Here is a 507-nt window from a genome sequence, read left to right as displayed (position 1 = left end):
CAGTCAATTGACCAAAGATTGTCTTCCGTTTGAGGGATTTAACCAGCTTTTTGATCGCTACGGATCGCTGGCAAGGCAAAAAGTCATTCCATTAGGTAAGCCATCCCTCAACACCTTAAAAGATAACTTAATGGCAAACCTCGACCAATCGGTACGGCTGGAGTCTCTTTCTGAGCTTTGCCAGCTAAGCCCGACTCAATTTCAACGCCATTTCAAAGCGCAAACCGGCATGACACCGTATGCGTGGTTTGCCCGTTTACGACTCGAGCAAGGGATGAAGCTACTACAAGCAGGACAATGCGGCACTGAAGTCGCGCATCAAATTGGTTTTTACGATCAGGCACATTTCAGCAAAGCCTTTAAGCAAACTTATGGCGTCTCTCCGTCTCAAGTCACTCGATAACAGCACGCTCATCTTAGGCTGTCAGTTTTTTACAAGCGCATGCCACAACAAGCCTCCACAATAGCTGCATTGGTAATCTTTGAGATGTGTTATGAATGAATCCA

At 46.2% G+C, this 507-nt stretch carries 1 protein-coding gene; it reads left to right on the top strand.

The genetic code is table 11. The features are described 5' to 3' along the window. A partial coding sequence (locus tag R7E38_RS23445) for an AraC family transcriptional regulator (protein ID WP_318082257.1) occupies window positions 1-403 on the top strand: 403 nt, incomplete at its 5' end. Between the last annotated feature and the right edge of the window lie 104 nt (window positions 404-507).

Source organism: Vibrio sp. Vb2131, from assembly GCF_033338535.1.
GTDB classification, from domain to species: Bacteria; Pseudomonadota; Gammaproteobacteria; order Enterobacterales; family Vibrionaceae; genus Vibrio; species Vibrio alginolyticus.
Note: the sequence above shows the minus strand (reverse complement) of the source record. Positions and strands in the feature narration are given on the sequence as shown.